At 68.3% G+C, this 19,217-nt stretch carries 17 protein-coding genes; 13 read left to right on the forward strand and 4 right to left on the reverse strand.

Annotated features, from left to right (window positions below):
* The first annotated feature begins 82 nt into the window (after positions 1–82).
* Genes AC3WLE_RS21345 through AC3WLE_RS21365 form a run of 5 tightly spaced genes read left to right on the forward strand, consistent with a single transcriptional unit; the run spans position 83 to position 5,218 of the window.
* On the forward strand, positions 83–1,033 hold the full coding sequence (locus AC3WLE_RS21345) for an ABC transporter permease (RefSeq protein ID WP_492321392.1): 951 nt from the start codon (positions 83–85) through the stop codon (positions 1,031–1,033).
* A gap of 10 nt (positions 1,034–1,043) precedes the next feature.
* Positions 1,044–1,931 (forward strand): ABC transporter permease, encoded by an 888-nt coding sequence (locus tag AC3WLE_RS21350; protein ID WP_492356307.1) that lies wholly within the window; start codon positions 1,044–1,046, stop codon positions 1,929–1,931.
* 3 nt (positions 1,932–1,934) lie between these two features.
* A complete protein-coding gene (locus AC3WLE_RS21355; RefSeq protein ID WP_492321390.1) occupies positions 1,935–2,966 on the forward strand; it encodes an ABC transporter ATP-binding protein in 1,032 nt (343 codons plus the stop codon).
* 10 nt (positions 2,967–2,976) lie between these two features.
* A complete protein-coding gene (locus AC3WLE_RS21360) occupies positions 2,977–3,990 on the forward strand; it encodes an ABC transporter ATP-binding protein (protein WP_492321389.1) in 1,014 nt (337 codons plus the stop codon).
* 37 nt (positions 3,991–4,027) lie between these two features.
* Positions 4,028–5,218, forward strand: a complete 1,191-nt coding sequence (locus AC3WLE_RS21365; RefSeq protein ID WP_492356308.1) for an amidase — start codon at positions 4,028–4,030, stop codon at positions 5,216–5,218.
* Between the two features lie 112 nt (positions 5,219–5,330).
* Here AC3WLE_RS21365 and AC3WLE_RS21370 read toward each other — a convergent pair whose 3' ends face one another.
* Together AC3WLE_RS21370 and AC3WLE_RS21375 are read right to left on the reverse strand one after the other, a co-directional pair.
* The gene (locus AC3WLE_RS21370; RefSeq protein WP_492356309.1) at positions 5,331–8,444 is read right to left on the reverse strand and encodes an efflux RND transporter permease subunit; all 3,114 of its coding nucleotides are present in this window, start codon (positions 8,442–8,444) and stop codon (positions 5,331–5,333) included.
* A gap of 4 nt (positions 8,445–8,448) precedes the next feature.
* Positions 8,449–9,606 (reverse strand): efflux RND transporter periplasmic adaptor subunit, encoded by a 1,158-nt coding sequence (locus AC3WLE_RS21375; RefSeq protein WP_492321386.1) that lies wholly within the window; start codon positions 9,604–9,606, stop codon positions 8,449–8,451.
* Between the two features lie 382 nt (positions 9,607–9,988).
* Here AC3WLE_RS21375 and hpnD point away from each other — a divergent pair, with 382 nt between their 5' ends.
* Positions 9,989–10,825 carry a presqualene diphosphate synthase HpnD gene (gene hpnD / locus AC3WLE_RS21380; protein ID WP_492321385.1) on the forward strand — a complete coding sequence of 279 codons (837 nt, stop codon included), beginning with the start codon at positions 9,989–9,991 and terminating at the stop codon, positions 10,823–10,825.
* Between the two features lie 43 nt (positions 10,826–10,868).
* Positions 10,869–12,131, forward strand: coding sequence for a Zn-dependent hydrolase (locus AC3WLE_RS21385; protein WP_492321384.1), 1,263 nt, complete (start codon positions 10,869–10,871; stop codon positions 12,129–12,131).
* Between the two features lie 45 nt (positions 12,132–12,176).
* Here AC3WLE_RS21385 and AC3WLE_RS21390 read toward each other — a convergent pair whose 3' ends face one another.
* Positions 12,177–12,524 (reverse strand): hypothetical protein, encoded by a 348-nt coding sequence (locus AC3WLE_RS21390; RefSeq protein ID WP_492321383.1) that lies wholly within the window; start codon positions 12,522–12,524, stop codon positions 12,177–12,179.
* Positions 12,525–12,838: 314 nt separating this feature from the next.
* Between AC3WLE_RS21390 and ompR the strand changes: the two genes are divergently transcribed.
* The 6 genes from ompR (at position 12,839) to AC3WLE_RS21420 (ending at position 18,703) form a co-directional block, all read left to right on the forward strand.
* Complete coding sequence (ompR, locus tag AC3WLE_RS21395) at positions 12,839–13,561, forward strand: osmolarity response regulator transcription factor OmpR (protein ID WP_010810107.1); 723 nt, start codon at positions 12,839–12,841, stop codon at positions 13,559–13,561.
* A 24-nt stretch (positions 13,562–13,585) separates the two neighbouring features.
* Positions 13,586–14,935: an ATP-binding protein gene (locus AC3WLE_RS21400; protein ID WP_492321382.1), complete on the forward strand. Its 1,350-nt coding sequence runs from the start codon at positions 13,586–13,588 to the stop codon at positions 14,933–14,935.
* 235 nt (positions 14,936–15,170) lie between these two features.
* Complete coding sequence (locus tag AC3WLE_RS21405; RefSeq protein ID WP_492356310.1) at positions 15,171–16,472, forward strand: MFS transporter; 1,302 nt, start codon at positions 15,171–15,173, stop codon at positions 16,470–16,472.
* Positions 16,473–16,767: 295 nt separating this feature from the next.
* Entirely contained in the window at positions 16,768–17,316 is a 549-nt protein-coding gene (locus AC3WLE_RS21410) for a peroxiredoxin (protein ID WP_010810110.1), read from the forward strand.
* Positions 17,317–17,422: 106 nt separating this feature from the next.
* A complete protein-coding gene (locus AC3WLE_RS21415) occupies positions 17,423–17,944 on the forward strand; it encodes a carboxymuconolactone decarboxylase family protein (protein ID WP_018004462.1) in 522 nt (173 codons plus the stop codon).
* A 183-nt stretch (positions 17,945–18,127) separates the two neighbouring features.
* On the forward strand, positions 18,128–18,703 hold the full coding sequence (locus AC3WLE_RS21420) for a GNAT family N-acetyltransferase (protein ID WP_010810112.1): 576 nt from the start codon (positions 18,128–18,130) through the stop codon (positions 18,701–18,703).
* Here the strand turns inward: AC3WLE_RS21420 and ispF are convergent, their stop codons facing one another.
* Entirely contained in the window at positions 18,704–19,213 is a 510-nt protein-coding gene (gene ispF / locus AC3WLE_RS21425) for a 2-C-methyl-D-erythritol 2,4-cyclodiphosphate synthase (RefSeq protein WP_010810113.1), read from the reverse strand.
* Between the last annotated feature and the right edge of the window lie 4 nt (positions 19,214–19,217).

Genomic DNA, 19,217 nt, shown 5'->3' on the forward strand with positions numbered 1-19,217 from the left:
CCCGCGCGGCCCGGCAACCCCGCCCGGTCTTCCCCGCGTGCCGCGCACGGCGCACGCACGCCCCAACTTGCCGGATCCTCCCATGCAATACCTGTTCCGCCGCATCCTCTATGCCATTCCCATCCTGCTCGGGGTGGCGCTGCTGTGCTTCTCGCTGGTCCATATCGCCCCCGGCGATCCGCTGGTGTCGGTGCTGCCGCCCGACGCCTCGGAAGACCTGCGCCGCCAGCTGACCGCACTCTACGGCTTCGACAAGCCCTTCCTGGAGCAATTCGTGCACTGGCTGGGCCGTGCGCTGCAGGGCGACCTGGGCACTTCGATCGCCACCAGCCGACCGGTGATGGCCGAAGTCGGCGCCGCCGTGGTCAATTCCCTGCGCCTGGCCACCGTGGCCACGCTGATCGGCTTCAGCTTCGGCTGCCTGTTCGGCTTTGTCGCCGGCTACCTGCGCGATTCCGTGGCCGACCGCACCGCGTCGCTGCTGTCGGTGCTGGGCGTCAGCATCCCGCACTACTGGCTGGGGATGGTGCTGGTGATCGCGTTCTCGGTGCTGCTGGGCTGGCTGCCGGCCACCGGCGCCGGGCCGGGCGGTTCGGGCGACTGGGCGTGGGACTGGGAGCACATGCAGTACATGCTGCTGCCGGCGGTGACCATGTCTGTGATCCCGATGGGCATCGTGGCGCGCACGGTGCGCGCGCTGGTGGCGGAGATCCTGGCCAACGAGTTCATCGTCGGCCTGCGCGCGCGCGGCCTGTCCGACCTGGCCGTGTTCCGCCACGTGCTCAAGAACGTGGCGCCAACCGCGCTGTCGGTAATGGGCCTGCAACTGGGCTACCTGCTGGGCGGCTCGATCCTGATCGAGACCGTGTTCTCGTGGCCCGGCACGGGCTTCCTGCTCAACGCCGCCATCTTCCAGCGCGACTTCCCGCTGCTGCAGGGGACCATCCTGGTGCTGGCGTTGTTCTTCGTGCTGCTCAACCTGCTGGTCGATGCGCTGCAGACGCTGTTCGACCCGCGCATCCAGCGCAACTGAGGAGGCCGACATGGACATGACCCTCGACCAATCACCGGCCGCCGCCGCGGTGCAGCGCTCGCCCGGCTACTGGACCACGGTCGGCCGGCGCCTGCTGCGCAACCGGCTGGCCATGCTGGCCGCGCTGGTGCTGCTGGGGCTGGTGCTGATGGCGCTGTTCGCCCCGGCACTGATGCCCGCCGATCCGTACGCGACATCGATCCTCAAGCGCCTCAAGCCGATCGGCACCGAGCACTTTCCGCTCGGCACCGACGAGCTGGGACGCGACATGCTGTCGCGGCTGATGCTGGGCGCGCGGCTGTCGCTGTTCATGGGCATCACGCCGGTGCTGCTTGCCTTTGTCATCGGCAGCGCATTCGGCATCGTCGCCGGCTATGCCGGCGGCTGGACCAACACCGTGATCATGCGGCTCACCGACATCCTGTACGCCTTCCCGTCGGTGCTGCTGGCGATCGCGCTGTCAGGCACGCTGGGGGCGGGCGTGGGCAATGCGCTGCTGTCGCTGACCATCGTCTTTATCCCGCAGATCGTGCGCGTGGCCGAAAGCGTGACCACCCAGGTGCGCAACCGCGAGTTTGTCGACGCGGCGCGTGCTTCCGGGGCGTCGTCGCTGACCATCGTGCGCGCCCATGTGCTCAACAACGTGCTCGGGCCGATCTTCGTCTATGCCACCAGCCTGATCTCGGTGTCGATGATTCTGGCCTCGGGGCTGTCCTTCCTGGGCCTGGGCGTCAAGCCGCCCGAGCCGGAGTGGGGCCTGATGCTCAACACGCTGCGCACGGCCATCTACACCCAGCCGTGGGTTGCCGCCCTGCCCGGCGCCATGATCTTCCTGACCTCGGTCTCGTTCAACCTGCTGGCCGACGGCATCCGCTCGGCCATGGAAATCAAGGACTGAACCATGCCAGCACTGATGCAGGCCCCTTCGCCACAGGCCGGCCGCGATGTCGGCGGCCCGGCGCAGCCACTGGTGATCGCCCACCAGCTGGTCAAGCACTTTCCCATCAACTCCGGCCTGCCCGGCCTGCGCGCGCGCGCCGCGTCGGTGCGCGCGGTCGATGGCGTCAGCTTCGACGTGCTCAAGGGCGAGACCCTGGGCGTGGTCGGCGAGTCCGGCTGCGGCAAGTCCACCACCGCGCGGCTGCTGATGCAGCTGACGCAGCAGGACCGCGGCGAGCTGATCTTCGACGCGCAGGGCGTGGGCTCGGCCCAGCTGCCGATGAAGAAGTTCCGCAGCCAGGTGCAGATGGTGTTCCAGGACAGCTATTCGTCGCTGAACCCGCGCCTGACCATCGAGGCGTCGATCGCCTTCACGCCACGCGTCCATGGCGTGCCGGCGCGCGAAGCCACCGAGCGCGCCCGCTACCTGCTGCAGCGCGTCGGGCTGGACCCGGTGCGCTTTGCCGGGCGCTACCCGCACGAGCTGTCGGGCGGGCAGCGCCAGCGCGTCAACATTGCCCGCGCGCTGGCGCTGCGCCCGCGCCTGGTGATCCTGGACGAGGCGGTCTCGGCACTGGACAAGTCGGTGGAGGCGCAGGTGCTGAACCTGCTGCTGGACCTGAAGGCCGAGTTCGACCTGACCTACGTCTTCATCAGCCACGACCTCAACGTGATCCGCTACCTGTGCGACCGCGTGATGGTGATGTACCTGGGCAAGGTGGTGGAGATCGCGGATACCGAGACCCTTTATCAGCACCCGGCGCACCCATACACGCGCGCGCTGCTGGCGTCGATGCCGTCGATGGACCCGGACCGCCGCACCGCGGTCGCGCCGCTGACGGGCGACCCGCCCAACCCGATCAACCCGCCGTCCGGCTGCAGTTTCCATCCGCGCTGCGCCATGGCGCAGGACGTGTGCGGGCGGCGCGAGCCGCAGCTGACCGACCTGGTGGCCGGGCATCCGGTCGCCTGCCTGCTGGCCGCCGCGCCCTGAGGAGCCCACCATGTCCACCACCCCACAAAGCACACCCGGCGCGCCGATGATCTCGGTGCGGGACCTGCACGTCACCTTCTCCGGCGGCGGCAAGACCATCCGCGCCGTCAACGGCGTCTCGCTCGACGTGGGCGCCGGCGAGGCCGTGGCCCTGATCGGCGAATCCGGCTCCGGCAAGAGTGTCACGCTGCGCGCGCTGATGCGCCTGCACCCGCCGCGCCGCACCCGCATGGCAGGCCAGATCCGCGTCGACGGCGCCGACGTGATGGCGCTCGACCAGCGCGCGCTGGCCCGGCTGCGCGGCGGCACCATGGCGATGGTGTTCCAGGAGCCGCTGCTGGCGCTGGACCCGGTCTACACCGTGGGCCAGCAGATCGTCGAATGCATCCGCACCCACGACACGGTCTCGGCCGCCGAGGCGCGCGCGCGCGCGCTGCAGGCGCTCGAGTCCGTGCGCATTCCCAGCCCGGAGCGGCGGCTGGCAGCGTATCCGCACGAGCTGTCGGGCGGCATGCGCCAGCGCGCCATGATCGCACTGGCACTGTCGGCGCGGCCCAGGATCCTGCTGGCCGACGAGCCCACCACCGCGCTGGACGCCACCGTGCAGATCCAGGTGCTGATCCTGCTGCGCGAGCTGCAGCGCGAACTGGGGCTGTCCATTGTTTTCGTCACCCACGATATCGGCGCCGCGGTGGAGATCGCCGACCGCGTCGCGGTGATGTACGGCGGGCGCATTGTCGAGGAAGGCCCGATCCGCACCCTGCTGCGCGCGGCGCGCCACCCCTACACCATCGCCCTGCTGCAAAGCCGCCAGCATGGCATGGACCGCGGCCAGCGGCTGCAGGCCATCGGCGGCGCCCCGCCCGACCTGGCCGCGCTGCCGCCGGGCTGCACCTTCGCGCCACGCTGCCCGCATGCGCGCCCGCAATGCCTGGCCGAGGTGCCGCAGGCGCTCACCGTCGGCACCGGCCACCGCGTCAGCTGCGTGCTGGCCGCCGAGCCCGCGGTCGCCACCGCGGCATGACCCCCATCCCAGAACCCCAACGTATTCCAGGCCACCCATGACGCTTGCCACCCATCCTGCCCGTGCCTTCATGCCGTACCCACAGATCACCGTCCCGCACGCCGCCGGCGGCCCGCTGCGGGGCCTGAGCTTCGCCGTGAAGGACCTGTTCGACGTAGCTGGCTATCCGACCGGCGGCGGCAATCCGCACGTGCTGGCGCGCTCGGGCATCAAGGCCGCGACCGCGCCGGCGGTGCAGCGGCTGCTGGATGCCGGCGCCGCCTTCGTCGGCAAGACCCACACCGACGAGCTGGCCTTCTCCATGAACGGCCAGAACGCCCACTACGGGCGCCCGGTCAACGGCGCGGCGCCGGAGCGCATCACCGGCGGCTCGTCGTCGGGCTCGGCCTCGGCGGTATCGAACGGCTTGTGCGACTTTGCGCTGGGCTCCGACACCGGCGGCTCGGTGCGCGCGCCGGCCAGCCATTGCGGCCTGTTCGGCATCCGGCCCACGCACGGGCGCATTTCACTGGAACGCTGCCTGCCGCTGTCCGAAAGCCTGGACACCTGCGGCTTCTTTGCGCGCGACATCGGCACCTTCGCGCGCGTGGCCGAGGTGCTGTTCGGGGCGGACCCGGCGCCGCTGCCGGCCGCGCCGCGGCTGCTGTTTGCCACCGACCTGTTCGGCCAGCCGACCCCGGAGGCCCGCGACGCGCTGGCGCCGGCTGCCGCCCGGATCGAAGCCGCGCTGGGCCACGCCGCGCCAGTCACCGTAGCCGACCGGCCGCTGTCCGAGCTGTGGTGGGCGTTCCGCTACGTGCAGGGCTGGGAGGCATGGCACAGCGACGGCGAACTGATCGAGCAACACGGACTGGAGCTGGGTGCCGATGTCGCGGCACGCTTCGCCTTCGCGAAGGCCGTCACCCGCAGCCAGTTCGACGAAGCCAGTGCCGTGCGCCGCGACTTCACCGCGCACCTGGGCCGCCTGCTGGGGCCGGACGGCGTGCTGGTGCTGCCGACCATGCCCGATATCGCGCCGCTGCGCGCCGAACCGATCGAGTCCCTGGAGACCTACCGCAACCTCGCCGCCCAGACGCTGTGCCTGACGCCGCTGAGCGGCTTCCCGCAGCTGAACCTGCCGCTGGCCGGCCGCGACGGCGCACCGCTCGGCATCTCGCTGCTGGGGCCGGCGGGCAGTGACCGCAGCCTGGTCGCTCTGGCGGAGCGGATCATGGCGCACCAGGCTTGAACCAGTAACGCAAAGGGCACGCGGCATGCCGACGGCGAGGTCGATGCCGGCATCGTCTCGCCAGGACCGGCCCGCGGCTTCCGCGAAGCCGCAGCCTGAACCGCGCCGCGCCTCAACTCGCCAGCGCCGACACCCCGCCCTCCGGCCGCTTGACGCGGAACCACGCCGCATACAGCGCCGGCAGGAACAGCAGCGTCAGCACCGTGGCAATGATCAGCCCGCCCATGATCGCCACCGCCATCGGCCCCCAGAACATCGAGCGCGACAGCGGGATCATCGCCAGCACCGCCGCGGCGGCGGTCAGGATGATCGGCCGGAAGCGGCGCACCGCGGCTTCGACGATGGCGGTCCACTGCGGCACGCCGGCGCTGACGTCCTGCTCGATCTGGTCGACCAGGATCACCGAGTTGCGGATGATCATGCCCAGCAGTGCGGTGATGCCCAGCTGCGCCACAAACCCCATCGGCGCGCGCAGCAGCAACAGCGTGGCGGCGGCGCCGATCAGGCCCAGCGGGCCGGTCAGGAACACCATGGCCGCGCGCGAGAAGCTGTGCAGCTGAAGCATCAGCAGCGTGAAGATGATGAAGATGCACAGCGGCAGCTGCGCCGCGATCGAAGCGCCAGCCTTGCCGCTCTCTTCTTCCGCGCCGGCCACGGTGATGCGGTAGCCTGGCGGCAACTGCGCGCGCAGCTTGTCCAGCTTCGGGTTGATCTGCGCGGTCACCGTCGGGCCCTGGATGCCGTCGACCACGTCGGACTGCACGGTCACGCCGAAGTCGCGGTTCTCGCGCCACACCACGCCCGGTTCCGAGCGCAGCGTCACGCGCGCCACCTGCGTCAGCGGCACCATGCGCCCGGTGTTGGTCGGCACCAGCATGTTGTTCAGGTCCGAGATCGCGTCGCGCTCACTGCGCGGGGTGCGCATCAGGATGTCGATCAGCTTGTCGCCGTCGCGGTACTGGCCCACCGGCACGCCGCTCAGCACGGTCTGCGTGACGCGGGCGATGGCATTGGTGGTCACGCCCAGTGCGCGCGCCTTGTCCTGGTCGATCTCCAGGCGCAGCATCTTGACGTTCTCATTCCAGTTGTCGTTGACCCCGACGGTGTTGGGGTTGGCGCGCATCTCGGCCTTGACCTGGTCGGCCAGCTGGCGCACCCCGGCGGCGTCCGGCCCGATCACGCGGAACTGCACCGGATAGGCCACCGGAGGCCCGTTGGGCAACAGCTTGACGCGGCCCCGCAGGTACGGGAATTCGGCATCCATCAGCTTGATGATGCGGCGGCGCAGCGCATCGCGCACCTCGGTGCTGACCGGCATCACGATCACCTGCGCCACATTGGTCTGCGGGAAGATCTGGTCCAGCGGCAGGTAGAAACGCGGCGCGCCGGTGCCGACGAAGGTGGTCAGGCTCTCGACCTCGCGGTCCTTGCCGACCAGCTGCTCGAAGCGCTTGGCCTCGGTTTCCATCTGGGCAAAGCTGGTGCCCTCGGGCATCCACAGTTCCACCATCAGCTCGGGGCGGCTGGAATCGGGGAAGAACTGCTTCTCGACAAACTTGAAGGCGTAGATCCCCAGCGCAAAGGCCACCAGCGTGATCGCGATCACCACCTTGCGCCAGCTCACGCACCAGTCCACCAGCCGGCGAAAGCGCGCATAGAACGGCGTGTCGAAGACCTCGTGGGCCTCGCCCGCGCCGGGGCCGCGGGTCTTGAGCAGCAGGTAGCCCAGGTAGGGCGTGAAATAGACCGCCGCCAGCCACGACAGCACCAGCGCCAGCGCCGTCACCGCAAAGATCGCGAAGGTGTATTCGCCCACCGTCGAGCGCGCCAGGCCCACCGGCAGGAAGCCGGCCGCGGTGATCAGCGTGCCGGTCAGCATCGGCATCGCGGTGGAGGTATAGGCGAAGGTGGCCGCCTCCATCTTGGAGAAACCCTCTTCCAGCTTGCGCACCATCATCTCGACCGCGATGATGGCGTCGTCCACCAGCAGTCCCAGCGCCACGATCAAGGCCCCGAGCGAGATCTTGTGCAGGCCGATGCCGAAGATATGCATGAACAGGAAGGTCACGGCCAGCACCAGCGGGATCGTCAGCGCCACCACCAGCCCGGGACGCACGTCCAGCCGCAAGGGCCGCGTATGCAGGCCCAGCGCAATGAAACTGACCGCCAGCACGATCACCACCGCCTCGATCAGCACGCGCACGAACTCGCCGACCGAGCGCTTGACGGCTTGCGGCTGGTCCTGCACCTGGTCCATCTCGATGCCTACCGGCAGCTGGCCGCGCAGCTGGTCAAAGGCCGTGCGCAGGTTCTTGCCCAGCTCGATGATGTCGCCGCCCTTCTGCATCGAAATGCCCAGCCCGATCACGTCCTTGCCGTTGAAGCGCATGCGCGTCTGGGTCGGGTCGACATAGCCCCGGTAGACGTGCGCGATGTCGCCCAGGCGGATGTTGGCGATGCCGTTGGGCCCGCGCAGCACCAGGTTCTCCAGGTCTTCCACGCTGGCGAACTGGCCCGACAGGCGCACCTGCAGGTTGTCGGTCGGGGTGACCAGCACGCCGCTGCCGGTCAGGTTGTTCTGCTGCGAGATCTGGTCGGCGATGGCGTTGATATCCAGCCCCAGCTGGGCAAAGCGCGCCTGGTTGAACTCGATGAAAACCTTCTCGTCCTGCAGGCCGATCAGCGACACCTTGGCCACCGACGGCACGCGCAGCAGTTCCTGGCGCACCAGGTCGGCGTACTCGCGCAGCTCCTTGTAGTTGAAGCCATCGGCGGAGAGCGCGTAGATGGTGCCGTACACGTCGCCAAACTCATCATTGAAGAACGGCCCGCGCACGCCCGCGGGCAGCGTCTGCTGGATATCGCCGATCTTCTTGCGCACGGTGTACCAGACCTGCGCGGTCTCCTTCGCCGGCGAGGTGTCCTTGAGCTGGAAGATCACCGTGGTCTCGCCCGGCTTGGAGAAGCTGCGGATCTTGTCCGCATAGGGCACTTCCTGCAGCTGGCGCTCGATCTTGTCCGTCACCTGGACGGCGATCTGCTCGGCGGTGGCGCCGGGCCAGAAGGCCTGCACCACCATCACGCGGAAGGTAAAGGGCGGATCCTCGTCCTGGCCCAGCTGGAAGAACGCCAGCATGCCGCCAAGCAGCAGCACCACCAGCAGGTAGCGGGTCAGCGGCTGGTGCTCGAGTGCCCAGCGCGACAGGTTGAAGCGGGAATGATCCATCCGCTCACCCCTGCTTCGGGGTGGCGGCCGGTGCCGATGCCGGGGCCGATGCAGGCCCTGCCGCAGGCGCGACCGTCTGCAGCGGTCGCACCTTCTGGCCTGCGCGCAAAAGGTGCACCCCGGCGGTGACGATGGTCTGGCCCGGGGCCAGGCCCTGGCGCACCTCCACCTCGTTGCCGATGGCCTCGCCCAGCGTCACCGGCACCGGCTTGACCGTGCCGGCGGCGGCGTCATAGATCCAGACCTGGTTGCGGCCCTGCTCCTGCAGCAGCGCGGTCAGCGGCACCCGGATGGCCGGGGTGGCGCCGGTGCGCATGAAGGTCACCACCGCGGTCATGCCGAGCTTGAGGTCGGCGGGCGGGTTCGGCACCGTCACGCGGGTGGCATAGGTGCGGGTGACCGGGTCGGCCGCCGCGGCAATCTCGCGCACGCGGCCAGGCAGCGTGCGCTGCGGCTCGGCCCAGGTATGGATGGTCACGTCGGTAATGCCGCGCAGCAGGTCGACCTGGTCTTCGGGCAGGCCGATCGCGACTTCCTTCTCTGCCGTCTGCGCCACGCGCACCACCGGCTGGCCCGGCGTCACCACCTGGCCCACCTCGGCATCGATCGCCGTGACCACGCCGTCGGCATCGGCATGCAGGACCGCGTAGCCGGTCTGGTTGGACTGGCTGCGCAGCCCGGCCTGGGCCTGGCGCAGCCGCGATTCGGCGGCGTCATAGTTGGCCTGGCGCCGGTGCTGCTCGGCAGCGCTGATAAAGCCCTTGGCGAACAGGTCGTTGTAGCGCTTCAGGTCGGCGGCGGCCAGGTCGCGGTCAGTCTTCGCGGCCTCGAACTGGGCGCGCGAGCCGGCCTCGGCCAGCGACAGGTCGGTGGGGTCCAGGCGCGCCAGCGGCTGGCCCTTGCTGACCACCGCGCCCACATCCACCAGCCTGGCGGCGATCTTGCCCCCGACGCGGAAGCCCAGCCGCGACTCCACGCGCGGGCGCACGTCGCCGGAGAACTCGAAGGCGGTCTTGCCATTGTGCGGGCTCAGCTGCATCAGGCGCACCGGGCGCACCTCCGGCGCCGGCTCGGCCTTCTTGCCGCAGCCGGCCAGGGCCAGCAGGCTGGCCGTCAAAAGTGTGGCCACGGCCACGCCTCGGCGGAGGTGGCGCGGCGGCATCGTAACAACAGGAGAATCTGCAGCCGCAACTTCCGGCACTTGGCAAAGCACTGGCATCGGTAGGCAACAAGTCGGATGGAACCACTGACAAGACTGGCCGGTGAGCGCAATCCCCTGCGCCCGGGAAGTCGTCGAGGCGCGGGGATGGCCGCGCGCAGCCGGCATCGGCAATAAATAACTTTCCGGTCAGTAATATAGCGACGCACCCCGGGTGCGTCAAACGGCAGGCGACGAAACCGCTGGAATGAAGACTCAGTTGCCGTTCCGGGCCGGTGAACTGCGCCGACAGGCTTCGGCATGCGCGACCATACCCTGCCCGGCGCGATGCTACAATCCGCCGCGCCGCTGGCGCTTCCCCCCACATCTTCGACCCGAGACCGGCGTGACGCCCGATCAGTATTGCCAAGAGAAAGTCGCCCAGAGCGGCTCGAGCTTCTATTACAGCTTCCTGTTCCTGCCGGCCGAGCGCCGCCGCGCCATCACCGCGCTGTACGCCTGGTGCCGCGAAGTCGACGACGTGGTCGACGACAGCCATGATGCTGGCCTGGCCCACCAGCAGCTGGACTGGTGGCGCGCCGAGCTGCGCCGCCTGTTCGAGGGCGAGCCGACCCATCCGACCACCAAGGCCCTGCAGCCGCATGTGCGCAGCGCCGGCCTGCCCCAGGGCGAGATGTCCGAAGTGCTGGAAGGCATGGAAATGGACCTGACCCAGACCCGCTACCTGGACGAGCCCGGCCTGGCCCGCTACTGCCATTGCGTGGCCGGCGTGGTCGGCACGCTCAGCGCGCGGCTGTTCGGCTATACCGACCCGCAGACCCTGGTGTTTGCCGAGAAGCTTGGCCAGTCGCTGCAACTGGTCAATATCCTGCGCGACGTCGGCGAGGACGCGCGGCGCGGGCGCATCTACCTGCCGGTCAATACCCTGCAGCAGTTCCAGGTGCCTGCATCCGAGATCCTGAAGGGCCAGCATTCCGATCGCTTTGTCGCGCTGATGCAGTACCACGCCGGCCGGGCCCGCGCGCTGTACCATGAGGCACTGGCGCTGCTGCCCAGGCAGGACCGCCGCGCCCAGCGCGCCGGCCTGCTGATGGGCGCGATCTACCACGCGCTGCTCGACGAACTGGAAGCGAGCCAGTTCCAGGTGCTGAACCAGCGCATTGCGCTGACCCCGCTGCGCAAGCTGTGGATTGCCTGGAAGACCTGGGTGCGCAACAGCTAGCGTCCTGCTCTCTTTCCTCTCCGACCCGCCAAGCCGTACCGCCATGACGCAGACATCCGCCTCCCTCGGCGACACCATCCTTGCCCACGCCAACCAGCTCGCCAGTTTCTCCGACATGGAAGGCGGCCTTACCTGCGCCTACCTGACCCCGGCCCACCGCGCCGCGCAGACCCGGCTTGCGCAGTGGATGGAGGCGGCCGGCATGCAGGTGCGGATCGACGCCATCGGCAACGTCATCGGCCGCTATGCAGCCGACCCGGCCGTGCCCGACGCGCGCGTGCTGATGACCGGCTCGCACTTCGACACCGTGCGCAATGGCGGGCGCTATGACGGACGGCTTGGCATCCTGCTGCCGATCGCCGTGGTCGGCGCGCTCAACCAGGCCGGCATCCGCCTGCCCTATCACTTTGAAGTGGTGGGGTTCGCCGAAGAGGAGGGCCTGCGCTTCAAGACCAGCTTCCTGGCCAGCAGTGTGCTGGCGGGCCGCTTCGACCCCGCCCTGCTGGAGCGCCAGGACGCGGACGGCATCACACTGCGCGAGGCACTGGCGGCATCGGACCTGCCCGGCGCGGGCGATTTGCAGGCCCTGCGCGCCGCGGCGGTCGATCCGGCGTCGCTGCTGGGCTTTGTCGAGGTGCATATCGAGCAGGGCCCGGTGCTGCTGCACCACGACCTGCCGCTGGGCGTGGTCACGCAGATCGCGGGCAGCAGCCGCTTTGCGGTGCGGGTCGAAGGCCTGGCCAGCCATGCCGGCACCACGCCGATGGGCATGCGCCGCGACGCCGCCGCGGGCGCTGCCGAGATGATCCTGCTGGTGGAGCAGCGCTGCGCGGCGGCGCCGACGCTGGTCGGAACGGTGGGCCAGCTGCAGGTGCCCAACGGGTCGAGCAATGTCATCCCGGCGGCCTGCACCTTCTCGATGGATATTCGCGCCGGCGAGGATGGCATCCGCGAGGCCGCCATCGCCGACATCGTGGCCGGCATCGGCCAGATCGCGGAACGGCGCGGGCTGGCCGCCCAGGTGGAGCGCGTGCCGCCGGTCAACAACGCGCCGTGCGCGCGCTGGCTGATGGACCAGTTCGGGGCGGTGCTGAAGAAGCGCGGGCTGCAGGCCTTCGAGCTGCCCTCCGGCGCCGGCCACGACGCCATGATGATGCAGCGCATCACCGACGTGGCCATGCTGTTCGTGCGCTGCGGCAACGGCGGCATCAGCCACAACCCGCTGGAAACCATCACGGCGGAGGATGCCCAGCTGGCGGCGGAGGTCTTCGTGGATTTCCTGCGGCACTTCCAGCCGCGCGCCTGAGCGCCACACTGGCGTACCATGGGGGCGGGGCACGATAAGAACGGATCAGCCGCCCTGGTAGATATCGCGCCCGAAGTCGTAGAGGTTCTTGCGCAGCTTGCGGCGCTCGTCCGGCGACAGGCGCGAGCCGCCGCGTTCGTCACCGCGCCGGCGCTCGGCGTCGCGCTGCTCGGCGCGATGGCGCTCGGCACGGGCCCGCGCCTCGCGCTGGCTGTTGCCTGGATCGCTGGCCTGGGTCGACGGGTGGCGCTTGAGCAGGTTGGCCATGCCGGCCGATTGCGCCTGCACCGTCCCGGCCGGAATGCACAGTGCCAGCACGGCCAGCGCCAGCGCAAGGCAGGCGCCGGCGACACCATGCTGCGGATGCCCGTGCCGGGTTCGGTTCACTTTCATTGATAATGGCGATCTTGGCTTCGGGAAAAACAGCCTTTGGACAGACTGGATGGACTGCCCTGAAGCCGGGAATTCCGGTACCCCGTCCGGCGCCGCGCCCTCTGCAAGCATCGCGCCAGCGCGAGCAAGGCAGGCTGGTCGAGACAGTGGTTCGTCGGTTGCAAATGCGTGGAAATCTGCCGCGCACGGCGCCCAAAAAGACGGATTGCGCAGTGTAATCGCACGATTGGTGCACACTGCCATACGCCGGGGTAAAGTATGTAACGTTTTGTTAAGCCATTTTGAGCGAAAGCGATAGTCGCTAAGATACCGCCATGGAAAATACCAGCCACAAGATTCTTGTCGTCGACGATGACCCGCGTCTGCGCGATTTGCTGCGCCGCTATCTGGGCGAACAGGGTTTCACCGTGCTGGTGGCGGAAAACGCCACCGCGATGAACAAGCTCTGGCTGCGCGAGCGTTTCGACCTGCTGGTGCTGGACCTGATGATGCCGGGCGAAGACGGCCTGTCGATCTGCCGCCGGCTGCGCGGGGCCAACGACCAGACCCCGATCATCATGCTCACCGCCAAGGGCGAGGACGTGGACCGCATCGTCGGCCTGGAGATGGGCGCCGACGACTACCTGCCCAAGCCCTTCAACCCGCGCGAGCTGATTGCGCGCATCCACGCGGTGCTGCGCCGCAAGGGCCCGGCCGAAGTGCCCGGCGCCCCGTCGGAAACGCCCGAGACCTTCGCCTTCGGCGACTTCGTGCTGAACCTGGCCACGCGCACGCTGACCAAGAACGACGAGGAAATCACGCTGACCACCGGCGAGTTCTCGGTCCTCAAGGTGTTCGCCCGCCATCCGCGCCAGCCGCTGTCGCGCGAGAAGCTGATGGAAATGGCACGCGGCCGTGAATATGAAGTCTTCGACCGCAGCCTGGACGTGCAGATCTCGCGCCTGCGCAAGCTGATCGAGCCGGACCCCAGCAACCCCCGTTTTATCCAGACGGTGTGGGGCCTGGGCTACGTCTTCATCCCCGATGGCGTGAAATAACCGATTACGGCCGCTGTTCCCATCGTGGCGACCGTTATCGGTAGAACCGCAACGCGGTTCTTTGGTTCGCTGTTCTGGCGAACCTTCATGCTTATCGCCCTGCTGCTGGCGATTTCGCTGGGCATCTGGTTCCAGAGCTACCGGCTGTTCGAACGCGCCCCGCGCGCGCAGCAGATCGCCATGCAGGTGGTCAGCGTGGTCAAGCTCACGCGCGCCGCGCTGCTCTATTCCGACCCCGCGCGGCGGCGCTTCCTGCTGCTCGACCTGGTGCAGAACGAAGGCATCAAGGTCTATCCGCGCGAGAAGGACGACGACTTCGCCGCGCCCACCGCCAACCCGTTCCTGACCGCCCTGGTGCAGCAGGAGATCCGCAGCCGCCTGGGCGAGGACACGGTGCTGGCCACCACCGTCAACGACATACCCGGCGTGTGGGTCAGCTTCGAGATCGAGGGCGACGACTACTGGGTGGCGATCAGCCCCGAGCGCTTCGAGCGCGTGCCCGGCATCCAGTGGCTGTGGTGGAGTATTGCCGCGCTGCTGCTGTCGATCATCGGCGCCGCCTTTATCACCGCGCGTGTCAACTACCCGCTCAAGCGGCTGGCCAACGCCGCGCGCGCCATCGGTGCCGGCGGCGACCCGCCGCCGCTGCCCGAGCACGGCGCCAGTGAGGTGGCGCTGGCCAACCACAGCTTCAACCAGATGGTGCGCGACCTGCGCCAACTCGACGACGACCGCGTGGTGATGCTGGCCGGCATCTCGCACGACCTGCGCACGCCGCTGACGCGCCTGCGCCTGGAAACCGAGATGTCGCCGATGGACACCCCCACGCGCGACGCCATGATCGCCGACATCGAGCAGATGGACGCCATCATCGGACAGTTCCTCAACTACGCGCGCCCGCCGCTGGAAACCGTGGAACCGGTTGACCTGTCGGCGCTGGTGCACGATGCCGTGGGCGTCTACGCCGCGCATGACGACGTGCGCGTGCACGTGCGCGCCAACGAGCCGGTGATGGCCGTGGCCAACCGCATGGAAGTGCAGCGCATCCTGGACAACCTGGTCGAGAACGCGCGCCGCTATGCCAAGGACGAGCAAAGCGGCATGGCCGTGGTCGAGATCTCGACGCGCGTGGACGACAAGGAAGCCGTGCTGACCGTGGCCGACCACGGCAACGGCGTGCCCGACGGCCAGCTGTCGCTGCTGACGCGGCCCTTCTACCGGCTCGATGCCGCGCGCAGCGAGGCCAAGGGCGCCGGGCTGGGCATGTCCATCGTCAACCGCATCATGCAGCGCAACGGTGGCCGGCTGCTGCTGGCCAACCGCCCCGCCCCGGCCACGGGGCTGGTGGTCAGCGCCTGCTTCCGGCGCGCCTGAGCGTCAGCTGAGCGCGGCCTGAGCGCCATCCGCGGCGCATTGACAGGTTTTCGACAGCATTTGATAGCCTTCTGAAAGGCATTCGTCAGGGCAATGACAGGGTCGCGGCGCACACTGGCGCCCGTCATCAGGCGCGCGGCGAAATCCTTCCCACACGGCGTGACCCGCGCACGCCTGGCTGACTTCTCCGAACCATCATGCCGCCGGGACCGCCGGCGGTGCCTGAGAGACAGCCATGTCAGAGACCTCCGCAGCTACCCCCGCCGGGCAGCACGGGTTCCGCACCGTGTTCCGCGTCGTCAGCGGCAACTTCCTGGAAATGTATGACTTCATGGTGTACGGCTTCTACGCGGCCGCCATCGCCAGGACCTTCTTCCCCAGCGGCAACGAGTTCGCCTCGCTGATGCTTTCGCTCGCCACCTTTGGCGCGGGCTTCCTGATGCGGCCGCTGGGTGCGATCGTGCTGGGCGCCTACATCGACCGCCATGGCCGCCGCAAGGGCCTGATCATGACGCTGGCGCTGATGGCCATGGGCACGCTGCTGATTGCCTGCGTGCCGGGCTACGCCACCATTGGCGTGGCCGCGCCGCTGCTGGTATTGGCCGGGCGCCTGCTGCAGGGCTTCTCCGCGGGCGTTGAGCTGGGCGGCGTCTCGGTCTACCTGTCGGAAATCGCCAGGCCTGGCCGCAAGGGCTTCTATGTCGCGTGGCAATCGGGCAGCCAGCAGGTGGCGGTGATCTTCGCCGGCCTGCTGGGCGTGATCCTGCACGCCACGCTGGCGCCGGCGCAAATGGATGAATGGGGCTGGCGCATTCCCTTCCTGGTGGGCTGCCTGATCGTGCCGTTCCTGTTCCTGATCCGCCGTTCGCTGGAAGAGACCGAGGCCTTCAAGGCGCGCAAGCACCGCCCCGCCATCGACGAGATCTACCGCTCGATGCTGGACAACTGGCGCATCATCCTGGCCGGCTGCATGATGGTGGTGATGACCACGGTGTCGTTTTACATGATCACCGCATACACGCCGACCTTCGGCAAGACCGTGCTGAAGCTGGACGACACCGACAACCTGATCGTCACCATGTGCGTGGGCCTGTCCAACTTCATCTGGCTGCCGCTGATGGGCGCGCTGTCGGACCGCATCGGACGCAAGCCACTGCTGGTGTTCTTCACCGTGGCGACGCTGCTGACCGCGTACCCCGCCGTGTCATGGCTGGTGGCCGAGCCGTCGTTCTCGCGGCTGCTGATGGTGGGGCTGTGGCTGTCGTTCCTGTACGGCAGCTATAACGGCGCCATGGTGGTGGCGCTGACCGAGATCATGCCGCCCGCGGTGCGCACCACCGGCTTCTCGCTGGCCTACAGCCTGGCCACGGCGCTGTTCGGCGGCTTCACCCCGGCAATCTCGACCTGGCTGATCCACGCCACCGGCAACAAGGCGGCGCCGGGGCTGTGGCTGATGTTCGCCGCGCTGTGCGGACTGGTTGCCACGCTGGTGATCTTCCGGGCGCAACGAGTGGAGCCCGTCATGCATCCGGCCTGAACACGGCGGGTTGAACTCGCCGCCATCGTCACCAACTTGCCATAAGCGGGCCCAGCGCGCATGGCATACTTGCCCTTCCGCATCGAAGCCGCCTGGCCGATGCCGCGGCTTCCCATGCCGGGATTCGCTCCAGGCGTCACATGCCTTGCCTATCGGGCTCTTTGAGAATATCAATTAGCCCGGCACCTGGTGATGACGCATAATCACGTTTTGTCGCGGTAAGCCGCGTAGCCGGCCCACGCCAGCCGCGCGGCAGCAGCACCGCTCTCATTGCAACCGTATCAGGAGATAGTCTATGAAGACCGTTGGTGACAAGCTCGAAGCCTTCCACGTCGTCGGTGTCAAGCCGGGTTTCAACAATCACGAAGAGAACGGCCAGTCGGCTTTCGAAGACATCACCGAAAAGTCGTTCGAAGGCAAGTGGAAGATCATCTACTTCTACCCGAAGGACTTCACCTTCGTCTGCCCGACCGAAATCGTTGCCTTCGCCAAGCTGAACGGCGACTTCGCCGACCGCGACGCGATCGTGCTGGGCGGCTCGACCGACAACGAATTCGTCAAGCTGGCATGGCGCCGCGAACACAAGGACCTGAACAAGCTGAACCAGTGGCAATTCGCCGACGTGACCGGTTCGCTGATCGACCAACTGGGCGTGCGTGACCACGCTGCCGGCGTTGCCCTGCGCGCGACCTTCATCGTCGACCCGGACAACGTGATCCAGCACGTGTCGGTGAACAACCTGAACGTGGGCCGCAACCCGGAAGAAGTCCTGCGTATCCTGGACGGTCTGCAAACGGACGAGCTGTGCCCGTGCAACCGTGCCGTTGGTGGCGCCACGCTGTAATTTGCTGTCAGTCGCCAGACACCGTGGCGATTCGCGGAGGGCGCTGCCCTCCGCACCAAAACCCGCTTGCGCGGGTTTTTTGGGCCCCTATCGATAGGAGAAATAAATGGAATTCCTCAGCACGATTAAGAATCTCATCCCCGATTACGCCAAGGACATCCGCCTGAACGTGGACGGCACCATCGCGCGCTCCTCGCTGGAAGGCAATGATGCGGTCGGCGTGGCGCTGGCGGCGGCATTCGCGGCGCAGAGCAAGGTGCTGGTGGATGCCATCCGCAATGCCGGCGTGCTGTCGCCCGAGGAAACCAACGGCGCGCTGACCGCTGCCGCGCTGATGGGCATGAACAACACCTGGTACCCGTATGTCGAAATGGCCGACGATCCGGACCTGGCCACCCAGCCGGCCGGCCTGCGCATGAACGCCTATGCCACCCATGGCGGCGTGGACAAGCGCCGTTTCGAGATGTACGCGCTGGCCGCCTCGATCGTGGGCAAGTGCCACTTCTGCGTGAAGTCGCACTACCAGCTGCTGAAGAATGAACAGGGCATGACCGCGCAGCAGCTGCGCGATGTCGGCCGCATTGCCGCCGTGATCGTGGCCGCCGCCAACGTGATCGCCGCGCAATAAGCCCCGCCACAGCGCGCCCCCGCGCCCTCCGCGGTGCCCTGCCACGGGCGCCGTAGCACAGCAGCCGGCAGCTTCCCATCAGGAGTTGCCGGCTGTTCCCATCCTGCAACCGCCCCGCGCCATGGCTGCACAGGTGCGGCGATCGGCCTACAATCCAGGCAGGACACGCACTTTCAGGCTGCCATGACCCTGCCTTCGCCGACTTCCCCCCGCTTCCACTACCGCCTCGCGGCGGTGCATGACTGGGGCGACATCGCCGCCGTCACGCAACAAGCCTACGGGCAATATGAGCTGGCCATCATGGAAGACTGCCGCGCGTCGTTCCAGCGCGGCATGCAGGCAGTGCTGGCGACCAGCCATCCGGATATGGAGTGGTGGGTGGCGGAAACCGATCACGGCATCATGGGGGCCGTCCTGTTCTGCCATCCGGGCGCCACGCTGCCGGCACTGGACGGCAGCACCATCACCCTGACCCAGCCGGAAGCGCGGCTGCTGTCGGTCAGCCCGCAGGCGCGCGGCCTGGGCCTGGGCCGCACGCTGATGCAGATCTGCATCCAGCGCGCGCGCGATATCGGCGCGTCAACGCTGGTGGTGCGCACCATGCCGGAAATGGCATCGGCCATCCGGCTGTGCCAGCAGATGGGCTTCACCAAGCGCACCGAAGCCGGTGCGCGCACCGGCGCAATGGCCCGCCTGATCGACTATACCTACGCGATCCCGCCGGAAAACGCCACGGCGCCAGACGCGGCGCGGCCCTGATCAGTCCTGCGCGTCGCCCACCGAGGCGCGCCAGAGCAGCACTGCGGCCTGCGCCACGATGCCTTCCTGGCGCCCTTCGAAGCCCAGCTTCTCGTTGGTCTTGGCCTTGACGTTGCAACGCCCGCGCGCAATCCCCAGGTCCTCCGCCAGGTTCGCCACCATCGCCCCGATATGCGGCGCCAGCTTGGGCGCCTGCGCGATCACGGTGGCATCGACATTGCCGATTTCATAGCCCGCCTCGCGCACGCGGCGCGCGGCCTCGCGCAGCAGCACGCGGCTGTCGGCGCCGGCGAACTGCGCGTCGGTGTCGGGGAAATGGCGGCCGATATCGCCCAGCGCGGCCGCGCCGAAGAGCGCGTCGGTGACCGCGTGCAGCAGCGCATCCGCATCGGAATGGCCAAGCAGGCCGCGGTCGTGCGGAATCTCGACCCCGCCCAGGATCAGCTTGCGGCCGGGCACCAGCGCGTGGACGTCATAGCCCTGTCCCACCCGGATATCGAAAGGCATCATGCGG

It is taken from the genome of Cupriavidus sp. FW306-1B-F12B (assembly GCF_058781795.1).

Bases quoted from the DNA above. Each gene is read 5' to 3' on its own strand.
- AC3WLE_RS21345 (WP_492321392.1), top strand. From the start codon at position 83: ATGCAATACCTGTTCCGCCGCATCCTCTATGCCATTCCCATCCTGCTC.
- AC3WLE_RS21350 (WP_492356307.1), top strand. From the start codon at position 1,044: ATGGACATGACCCTCGACCAATCACCGGCCGCCGCCGCGGTGCAGCGC.
- AC3WLE_RS21355 (WP_492321390.1), top strand. From the start codon at position 1,935: ATGCCAGCACTGATGCAGGCCCCTTCGCCACAGGCCGGCCGCGATGTC.
- AC3WLE_RS21360 (WP_492321389.1), top strand. From the start codon at position 2,977: ATGTCCACCACCCCACAAAGCACACCCGGCGCGCCGATGATCTCGGTG.
- AC3WLE_RS21365 (WP_492356308.1), top strand. From the start codon at position 4,028: ATGACGCTTGCCACCCATCCTGCCCGTGCCTTCATGCCGTACCCACAG.
- AC3WLE_RS21370 (WP_492356309.1), bottom strand. From the start codon at position 8,444: ATGGATCATTCCCGCTTCAACCTGTCGCGCTGGGCACTCGAGCACCAG.
- AC3WLE_RS21375 (WP_492321386.1), bottom strand. From the start codon at position 9,606: ATGCCGCCGCGCCACCTCCGCCGAGGCGTGGCCGTGGCCACACTTTTG.
- AC3WLE_RS21385 (WP_492321384.1), top strand. From the start codon at position 10,869: ATGACGCAGACATCCGCCTCCCTCGGCGACACCATCCTTGCCCACGCC.
- AC3WLE_RS21390 (WP_492321383.1), bottom strand. From the start codon at position 12,524: ATGAAAGTGAACCGAACCCGGCACGGGCATCCGCAGCATGGTGTCGCC.
- ompR (WP_010810107.1), top strand. From the start codon at position 12,839: ATGGAAAATACCAGCCACAAGATTCTTGTCGTCGACGATGACCCGCGT.
- AC3WLE_RS21405 (WP_492356310.1), top strand. From the start codon at position 15,171: ATGTCAGAGACCTCCGCAGCTACCCCCGCCGGGCAGCACGGGTTCCGC.
- AC3WLE_RS21410 (WP_010810110.1), top strand. From the start codon at position 16,768: ATGAAGACCGTTGGTGACAAGCTCGAAGCCTTCCACGTCGTCGGTGTC.
- AC3WLE_RS21415 (WP_018004462.1), top strand. From the start codon at position 17,423: ATGGAATTCCTCAGCACGATTAAGAATCTCATCCCCGATTACGCCAAG.
- AC3WLE_RS21420 (WP_010810112.1), top strand. From the start codon at position 18,128: ATGACCCTGCCTTCGCCGACTTCCCCCCGCTTCCACTACCGCCTCGCG.
- ispF (WP_010810113.1), bottom strand. From the start codon at position 19,213: ATGATGCCTTTCGATATCCGGGTGGGACAGGGCTATGACGTCCACGCG.